Source organism: Streptomyces bambusae (assembly GCF_019400985.1).
GTDB lineage: Bacteria > Actinomycetota > Actinomycetes > Streptomycetales > Streptomycetaceae > Streptomyces > Streptomyces bambusae_A.
Genome location: NZ_WTFF01000327.1, coordinates 1 through 8,023, shown reverse-complemented (window position 1 = coordinate 8,023; position 8,023 = coordinate 1). Strand labels below are relative to the sequence as shown.

6 protein-coding genes and 1 pseudogene are annotated in these 8,023 nt (G+C 73.3%); 4 read left to right on the top strand and 3 right to left on the bottom strand.

Features of this window, described 5'->3' with window-relative positions:
• Positions 1 to 266: 266 nt before the first annotated feature.
• Positions 267 to 1,679 (bottom strand): family 2B encapsulin nanocompartment shell protein, encoded by a 1,413-nt coding sequence (locus GPJ59_RS30230; protein ID WP_219671100.1) that lies wholly within the window; start codon positions 1,677 to 1,679, stop codon positions 267 to 269.
• A 453-nt stretch (positions 1,680 to 2,132) separates the two neighbouring features.
• Here GPJ59_RS30230 and GPJ59_RS30225 point away from each other — a divergent pair, with 453 nt between their 5' ends.
• Together GPJ59_RS30225 and GPJ59_RS30220 are read left to right on the top strand one after the other, a co-directional pair.
• A complete protein-coding gene (locus GPJ59_RS30225) occupies positions 2,133 to 2,915 on the top strand; it encodes an SDR family oxidoreductase (RefSeq protein ID WP_219671099.1) in 783 nt (260 codons plus the stop codon).
• Positions 2,916 to 3,027: 112 nt separating this feature from the next.
• Positions 3,028 to 5,646, top strand: coding sequence for a bifunctional FO biosynthesis protein CofGH (locus GPJ59_RS30220; protein ID WP_219671098.1), 2,619 nt, complete (start codon positions 3,028 to 3,030; stop codon positions 5,644 to 5,646).
• A 90-nt stretch (positions 5,647 to 5,736) separates the two neighbouring features.
• On the opposite strand, the gene GPJ59_RS30215 is transcribed toward GPJ59_RS30220, so the two are convergent.
• Together GPJ59_RS30215 and GPJ59_RS30210 are read right to left on the bottom strand one after the other, a co-directional pair.
• Positions 5,737 to 6,210, bottom strand: coding sequence for a carboxymuconolactone decarboxylase family protein (locus GPJ59_RS30215; RefSeq protein WP_219671097.1), 474 nt, complete (start codon positions 6,208 to 6,210; stop codon positions 5,737 to 5,739).
• A 136-nt stretch (positions 6,211 to 6,346) separates the two neighbouring features.
• Positions 6,347 to 6,844 (bottom strand): SRPBCC family protein, encoded by a 498-nt coding sequence (locus tag GPJ59_RS30210; RefSeq protein WP_219671096.1) that lies wholly within the window; start codon positions 6,842 to 6,844, stop codon positions 6,347 to 6,349.
• A 66-nt stretch (positions 6,845 to 6,910) separates the two neighbouring features.
• On the opposite strand from GPJ59_RS30210, the gene GPJ59_RS30205 reads away from it, so the two are divergent.
• Positions 6,911 to 7,507, top strand: coding sequence for a TetR/AcrR family transcriptional regulator (locus GPJ59_RS30205; protein WP_219671095.1), 597 nt, complete (start codon positions 6,911 to 6,913; stop codon positions 7,505 to 7,507).
• A 145-nt stretch (positions 7,508 to 7,652) separates the two neighbouring features.
• Positions 7,653 to 8,023, top strand: a pseudogene (locus GPJ59_RS30200) (hypothetical protein); the annotation flags it as partial.

Here is an 8,023-nt window from a genome sequence, read left to right as displayed (position 1 = left end):
GGCGTCGGCGGTGCCGGTTCCGTGGGGCGCGATGGCGGGGGGCGCGAGGGCGGGGGGCGCGAGGGCGGGGGGCGCGAGGGCGGGGGCCGCGGCGGCGGGCAGGCTCGGGTGCAGGGGGGAGGGCCCGGGGTCGGACATCCGTGTCTCCTTGGTGAGGTGGTGGGACCGTCCCGGGTCCCGGGCGTTCCCGGCCGGCCCGGAAGGGTCCGGGCCGGCCGGAACCGCCGGGCGCGGGCGGCCCTGGCCGTGGGCCCTTGAGCGACGCCTCAGTCGCGCCGGCGGGCGATCTGTACGTTCTCCAGCACGCCGAGCGCGTCGGGCACCAGGACGGCGGCGGAGTAGTAGGTCGTGACCAGGTAGGAGATGATCGACTTCTCGTCGATGCCCATGAACCGCACCGACAGGCCCGGCTGGTACTCCTCCGGCAGACCGGTCTGGTGCAGGCCGATGACGCCCTGGTTCTCCTCGCCGGTGCGCATGGCGATGATGGAGCTGGTGTTCTCCTTGCTGATGGGGATCTTGTTGCACGGGAGGATCGGGACGCCGCGCCAGGCCGGTACGGACTGGCCGCCCAGGTCGACGTGGTCCGGGTAGAGCCCGCGGGCGTTGAACTCGCGGCCGATCGCCGCGATCGTCTTCGGGTGGGCGAGGATGAGCTTGGTGCCGCGGCGGCGGCAGAGCAGCTCGTCCAGGTCGTCGGGGGTGGGCGGGCCGGAGTGGGTCTGGATCCGCTGCTTGAAGTCGGCGTTGTGGAGGAGGCCGAACTCGCGGTTGTTGATCAGCTCGTGCTCCTGGCGCTCGCGCAGCGCCTCGATGGTGAGCCTGAGCTGCTCCTCCGTCTGGTTCATCGGCCCGTTGTAGAGGTCGGCGACCCTCGTGTGGACGCGCAGCACCGTCTGCGCGAGGGAGAGCTCGTACTCGCGCGGGTTGAGCTCGTAGTCCACGAAGGTGCCGGGCAGGTCCGGCTCGCCGGTGTGGCCGGCCGACATCGCGATCTCGGCCTCGCCGTGGCGGTTCTGCCGCTGCTGCGGCAGCGCGGTGAACCGGTCGATGTGGGTGCGCAGGCTCGGCGCCGAGGCCAGGACGGCGTCGAAGTCGGAGCGGGAGAGGGTGAGCAGGGTGCCGGCGGTCTCGGCGGTGGCGGTGTAGTCCCAGGTGCCCTGACCGTCGAGCAGGGCCTGCTCGCCGAACCGGTCGCCGTCGGCGAGGACGGAGACGGCGACCTCGTCGCCGTACTTGCCCTCGCCGGTCTGGCTGACGCGGCCGTGGGCGATCAGGTGGATGCCGACGGCGGGGGTGCCGCGCTCCACCAGGACCTCGCCGGCGCGGAAGTCGCGCTGGACGCACCGGCCGGCGATGGCGTTCAGGACCTCCATGTCGTCGAAGCCGCGCAGCAGGGCGAGTTCGTTGAGCTCGCGGGGGATGACCCGGACCGTGGCCCCGTCCTGGATGAACTCGATCCGGCCGTCTCCGACCGTGTAGGTCAGGCGGCGGTTCACCCGGTAGGCGCCGCCCTTGGTCTCGACCCAGGGGAGGGTCTTGAGCAGCCAGCGGGAGGTGATCTCCTGCATCTGCGGGGCGGACTTGGTGGTGGTGGCGAGGTTGCGGGCAGCGGCCGTGCCCAGGCTGGTCAGCGGCGGGGGATCCAGTTGCGTCTCGGGGCTGCTGTCAACGGTCATCGACGGGCTCTCCTTCGGCAGGGGGTGGTGACCGGCGTAGCTGCGCACGTCACCGGTGAAAGAGGAAGAAATGGGGGCGTATATCCGGGAATCCGACCGAATCCCCGGGAACAGTAACGGCCTGCCACGCCCGTTACACCCTCCGACGCCACCGGAGTCCCCCGATGCGGTGATCTTGCTCGGTCCGACGTTTACGGACCGGCGGCGATTCGGCCGCCGGGCGGCCTGAACACGGCGCTGCGGGCTGCGGTCGCGAGGGCGCGACAGGGCCGCGCGGGGCGCACCGTGTCCGCGGGGGGCGCATCGCGAAGACGCCGCCGCCCCCCTTCCCTCCGCGCCGCACCGGACCTAATCTGACGCCTCGTCAGGCAATCGGCAACAGCAGTCGGACGAGCAGTCGGACAGCAATCGGACAGTCAGGCAACAGTCCCGCCGCCCGGGAGGCGAACGCGCATGCTGCTGCAAGGGAAGACCGTCATCGTCTCCGGGGTCGGCGCCGGCCTCGGCCACCAGGTCGCCGCCGCCGTCGTCCGCGACGGCGGGAACGCCGTCCTCGGGGCCCGCACCGAGGCGAATCTGGCCAAGACCGCCGCCGAGATCGACCCCGACGGCAGCCACACCGCCCACCGGCCCGCTGACATCCGCGACGAGACCCAGTGCCAGGCCCTCGCGGCCCTCGCCGTCGAGCGGTTCGGGCGGATCGACGCCGTCGTGCACGTCGCCGCCTGGGACTCGTACTTCGGCGGGCTCCAGGACGCCGACTTCGGGACCTGGCAGCAGATCCTCGACGTGAACCTCCTGGGCACGCTGCGCATGACCCGGGCCTGCGTTCCGGCGCTGAAGGAGCGCGGCGGCTCCGTGGTCATCATCGGCACCCAGTCCTCCGTCGCCGCGCCGAACGAGGTGCAGCAGGCCGCCTACGCCGCCTCCAAGGGGGCACTGACCTCCGCCATGTACTCCATGGCCCGCGAGCTCGGCCCGCACCGGATCCGGGTCAACACCGTGCTGCCCGGCTGGATGTGGGGCCCGCCCGTGCAGGCCTTCGTCACCTTCACCGCGCACAGCGAGAACGTCTCCGAGGAGGAGGTCACGGCCCGGCTCACCGGGCGGATGGCGCTGCCGGAGCTCGCCACCGACGGGGACGTCGCCGACGCCGTCGCCTTCCTCGCCTCCGACCGCGCACGGGCGATAACCGGCCAGTCCTTGCTGGTCAACGCCGGTGAGCTGATGCGATGACCGGCCCTGCACCGCGCCTCGCACCCTGCCCCGCACCGTGCCCCGCACCGTGCCCCGCGCCCCGGGTGGCGGATCGCGCCGCGCCCCGATCAACGGATCGTATGCTCGCCCCATGACCTCTCCGGGCAACGCCGCTGCCGCCGCCTCCGCACCGACCGCCAACGCCATGCGCCGCGCGCTCAAGCGCGCCCGCGACGGCGTGGCCCTCGACGTTGCCGAGGCCGCCGTGCTGCTCCGGGCGCGCGGCGCGGACCTGGAGGACCTGGCTGCCTCCGCCGCCCGGGTACGGGACGCGGGCCTGGCGGCGGCCGGCCGGCCCGGGGTGATCACGTACTCGAAGAGCGTCTTCATCCCGCTGACCCGGCTGTGCCGGGACAAGTGCCACTACTGCACCTTCGCCACCGTCCCCGGCAAACTGCGCCGCGCCGGCCACGGGATGTACCTGTCCCCGGACGAGGTGCTCGACATCGCCCGCCGGGGCGCCGAGGCGGGCTGCAAGGAGGCCCTGATCACCCTCGGCGACAAGCCGGAGGACCGCTGGCCCGAGGCCCGCGAGTGGCTCGACGCCCACGGCTACGACGACACGCTGGCCTACGTGCGCGCCATGTCGATCCGGATCCTGGAGGAGACCGGGCTGCTCCCCCACCTCAACCCGGGCGTCATGTCCTGGGCGGACTTCCAGCGGCTCAAGCCGGTCGCACCGTCCATGGGGATGATGCTGGAGACGACGGCCGAGCGGCTGTGGTCGCAGCCGGGCCAGCCGCACCACGGCTCCCCGGACAAGGAGCCGGCCGTGCGGCTGCGCGTCCTGGAGGACGCCGGACGCTCCTCCGTCCCCTTCACCTCCGGACTGCTCATCGGCATCGGCGAGACCTACGAGGAGCGGGCCGAGTCCCTCTTCGCGCTGCGCCGCGTCTCCCGCGCGTACCACGGCATCCAGGAGCTGATCATCCAGAACTTCCGCGCCAAGCCGGACACGGCGATGCGCGGGATGCCCGACGCCGAGCTGGACGAGCTCGTCGCGACGGTCGCCGTGGCCCGGCACATCCTGGGCCCGGCCGCCTGCCTCCAGGCGCCGCCGAACCTGGTGGACGGGGAGTACGTCCGGCTGATCGGCGCCGGCATCGACGACTGGGGCGGGGTCTCCCCGCTCACGATCGACCACGTCAACCCCGAGCGGCCGTGGCCGCAGATCGAGCGGCTGGCCGAGCAGTCCGCCGCCGCCGGGTTCCGCTTGCGCGAACGGCTGTGCGTGTACCCGGAGTTCGTACAGCGGGGCGAGCCGTGGCTGGACCCGCGCCTGCTGCCGCACGTACGGGCGCTCGCCGACCCCGAGACCGGTCTGGCGAACCCGGACGCCGAGGTGAAGGGGCTGCCCTGGCAGGAGCCCGACGAGGCGTTCGCCGAGAGCGGCCGCACCGACCTGCACCGCACCATCGACACCGAGGGCCGTACCGGGGACCGCCGCGAGGACTTCGACCACGTCTACGGCGACTGGGAGGCCCTGCGCGAGGCCGCCGCCCCCGGTATGGCGCCGGAGCGGATCGACACGGACGTACGGGCCGCGCTGGCGGTGGCCGCCGACGACCCGACGAGGCTCACCGACGCCGAGGCGCTGGCGCTGCTGCACGCCGACGGGCCGGCGCTGGACGCGCTCTGCCGGATCGCCGACGACGTGCGCAGGTCGGTGGTCGGGGACGAGGTCACGTACATCGTCACCCGCAACATCAACTTCACCAACGTCTGTTACACCGGCTGCCGGTTCTGCGCCTTCGCCCAGCGGCGCACCGACGCCGACGCGTACACCCTCTCCCTGGAGCAGGTCGCCGACCGGGCCGCCCAGGCCTGGGACGTGGGCGCGGTCGAGGTGTGCATGCAGGGCGGCATCCACCCCGACCTGCCGGGCACGGCGTACTTCGACATCGCGCGGGCGGTCAAGGAGCGGGTGCCGGGCATGCACGTGCACGCCTTCTCGCCGATGGAGGTCGTCAACGGGGCGACCCGGACCGGGATGTCCGTACGGGACTGGCTGACCGCGGCCAAGGAGGCCGGGCTGGACTCCATCCCGGGCACGGCCGCGGAGATCCTCGACGACGAGGTGCGCTGGGTGCTCACCAAGGGCAAACTGCCGGCCGCCGACTGGATCGAGGTCGTCACCACCGCCCACGAGCTGGGCATCCGGTCCTCCTCGACCATGATGTACGGGCACGTGGACCAGCCGCGGCACTGGCTGGGGCACTTCCGGACGCTGGCGCGGATCCAGCAGACCGCGGTGTCCAACGGCGTGGCGGGGTTCACGGAGTTCGTGACCCTGCCCTTCATCCACACCAACGCCCCCGTCTACCTGGCGGGCATCGCCCGGCCGGGACCCACGGTCCGCGACAACCGCGCGGTCACGGCGATGGCCCGGCTGCTGCTCCACCCGCACATCCCGAACATCCAGACCAGCTGGGTCAAGCTGGGTGCGCAGGGCGCGGCCGAGATGCTGCGGTCCGGGGCGAACGACCTGGGCGGGACGCTGATGGAGGAGACGATCTCGCGGATGGCGGGCTCGTCGTACGGCTCGTACAAGTCGGTCCAGGACCTGGTGGCCGTCGCGGAGGCCGCAGGCCGGCCGGCGAGGCCGCGCACGACGCTGTACGGGGAGGTCCCGGCGGAACGCCAGGCGGCCGCCCGCGCCTCGGACGGCCACCTGCCGGAACTGCTGCCGCTGGTGGATCCTGGTCGGTAGGTCCGGGTCGGCGGACCTGGGCCGGTGGACCTGGGCCGGTGGACCTGGGCCGGTGGACCTGGGTCGGCGGAACCGGTCAGCGGGGGTGGATCAGTGGAACTGGCCGGGCTGGTAGTCGCCGGCCGGCTGCCGGGTAATGACGTTCAGCCGGTTGAAGGCGTTCATCAGGGCGATCAGGGACACCAGGGCGACGAGCTGCTCCTGGTCGTAGTGCTGCGCGGCCCTCTCCCAGACCTCGTCCGGGACCCCGCCGGCCCCGTCCGCGATGCGGGTGCCCTGTTCGGTCAGCTCCAGTGCGGCGCGCTCGGCCTCGGTGAAGACCGTGGCGTCCCGCCAGACGGCGACGAGGTTCAGGCGCACCGAGGTCTCGCCGGCCGCGGCGGCCTCCTTGGTGTGCATGTCGATGCACCCGCTGCACCCGTTGATCTGGCTGGCGCGGATCGCCACCAGTTCCTGCGTCGCGGCCGGGAGCGGCGAGTCCTTGAGCGACTTGCCGGCCGCGATGACGTGCTTCATGAGCGGGCCTGCGGTCATGAAGTCGGACATGCTCAGTCGGGCGTCCATGGTGGGCTCCTCTGCCGTCGGGGCGATCTCGCGTGGGTTCGATCTCGCGTCGCTTCGATCGCGTCGGTTCGATCTCGCTACACCCACGGGACGAGACGGCCCGGGCGGCCGTGACACCGCCCGGACGTGACGCCCGTCACGCGCCGGCCCGGGCGGCCAGGCCATGGAGGAAGCGCACGTACGGCGACCAGCGGGCCGGGCGGGCCACCGTGCCTGTGCAGGCGCGCTCGGCACGGTCCAGCGCGTCCTCCAGGCAGGCGTCGTGCAGGGGCCGCCAGGCCAGCGGCCAGGTGATCCGGGACAGTCCGCTCGTCGTCATCGTGAGCGTGTGCTGCAGCAGGGTGCGGTCCGCGGCGACGGGCAGGACGGCGACCTCGTGGAAGCCGTGGAAACCGCGCGGCCTGGTGAACCCGAAGCGGACCCACTGCCCGGGCGCGTACCCGGTCACGGTGTAGCGCACCGGCCCGTGCCCGCCGACCGCGCCGGGCCCGAGCGGACGGTCGAACTCCATGTGCGACCAGTCCTCGCCGGGCCACAGCAGGTCGCCGTCCCCGCTGGCCAGGGTGTCGACGAGGGCTCCCACCCGGCCCTCGTCGGCGGCGATCAGGCGCTCGTGCACGTTGTGGACGCCCATGCGTCCTCCCCTCGCTCGACTGTTTTAGAGAGAGGCCTCTAATACAGGGAGGGTAGCTTCTCATCCATGGCGCGACCACCCCGTTTCGACACCGGCCAACTCCTCGACGCCGCCGTCCGCCTCGCCGCCGACGGCGGACCGGCCGCCGTGACCATGGCGGCGGTCGCCCAGGCCGTCGGCGCGCCCAGCGGCTCCGTCTACCACCGCTTCGCCGGCCGTACGGCACTGCTCGCCGAGGTGTGGCTGCGCACGACGGAGCACTTCCAGGAGGGCTGCACCGCCGCCCTCGGCAGCGACCCCGACCCGGTCCGGGCGGCCTGCGCGACGGCCCGGTACGTCGTGGCGTGGAGCCGCGCGCACCCGGAGGAGGCCGCCGTACTGCTCTACGGCGCGCGGGACTTCGGGCGCGCGGAGTGGTCGGCGGAACACACGGCCCGGGCCGAGAGCGGCAACACCCGCCTGTTCGCCGCCGTCGCCGCCCTCGCCGAGGCCCTCGGCGCCACCGACGACCCCGCCCGCGAACGCCTCACCCTGGCCCTGGTCGACCTGCCGATGTCCCTGGTCCGCCGCCACGTACGGGGCGGGCGCCCGCTGCCGCCGTACGCCGAGGACCTGACGGAACAGTGCACGGCGGCGCTGCTGCGGGACATGCACGCGGTCTAGAGCCGTGACCGCACCAGCCGGTCAGCGGCTGTCGGGATTCCGGCCGTTCTGCGCTCGGTTACGGGCCGCTCGACGCGGACCTTCCGGATTCGAACGATCCTGTCCACTACAGTGCGCGCCAAGGCGCGATCGGGGGGAACAAGCCATGGATACGAGCACGGACCGCAGCAGTACGGGCGCGATCGCGGGCGGGATCGCGGGCATGGACGGGGGCGCGGGCGGGGGCGCGGGCGGGCCGGAGCCGGCCCTGATGCCCGCGCCGGTCGCCGCGCCTGCCCCAGCCATCCCGGTCCCCCCGGTCCTCCCAGCCACCCCGGTCGCCCCGGTCGCCCCTGCCGCCCCGGCTGCCCAGATCGCCCCGGTCACCGCGACTGTCCCAACCGCCGCGGCCATCCCGGTCGCCCCAGCCATCCCGGTTGCCCCGGTCGCCGCGGCCACCCCGGTCCCCCCGCTCCTCCCAGCCACCCCGGTCGCCCCGGTCGCCGCGACTGTCCCAACCGCCGCGGCCATCCCGGT

Bases quoted from the DNA above. Each gene is read 5' to 3' on its own strand.
- GPJ59_RS30230 (WP_219671100.1), bottom strand. From the start codon at position 1,679: ATGACCGTTGACAGCAGCCCCGAGACGCAACTGGATCCCCCGCCGCTG.
- GPJ59_RS30225 (WP_219671099.1), top strand. From the start codon at position 2,133: ATGCTGCTGCAAGGGAAGACCGTCATCGTCTCCGGGGTCGGCGCCGGC.
- GPJ59_RS30220 (WP_219671098.1), top strand. From the start codon at position 3,028: ATGACCTCTCCGGGCAACGCCGCTGCCGCCGCCTCCGCACCGACCGCC.
- GPJ59_RS30215 (WP_219671097.1), bottom strand. From the start codon at position 6,210: ATGGACGCCCGACTGAGCATGTCCGACTTCATGACCGCAGGCCCGCTC.
- GPJ59_RS30210 (WP_219671096.1), bottom strand. From the start codon at position 6,844: ATGGGCGTCCACAACGTGCACGAGCGCCTGATCGCCGCCGACGAGGGC.
- GPJ59_RS30205 (WP_219671095.1), top strand. From the start codon at position 6,911: ATGGCGCGACCACCCCGTTTCGACACCGGCCAACTCCTCGACGCCGCC.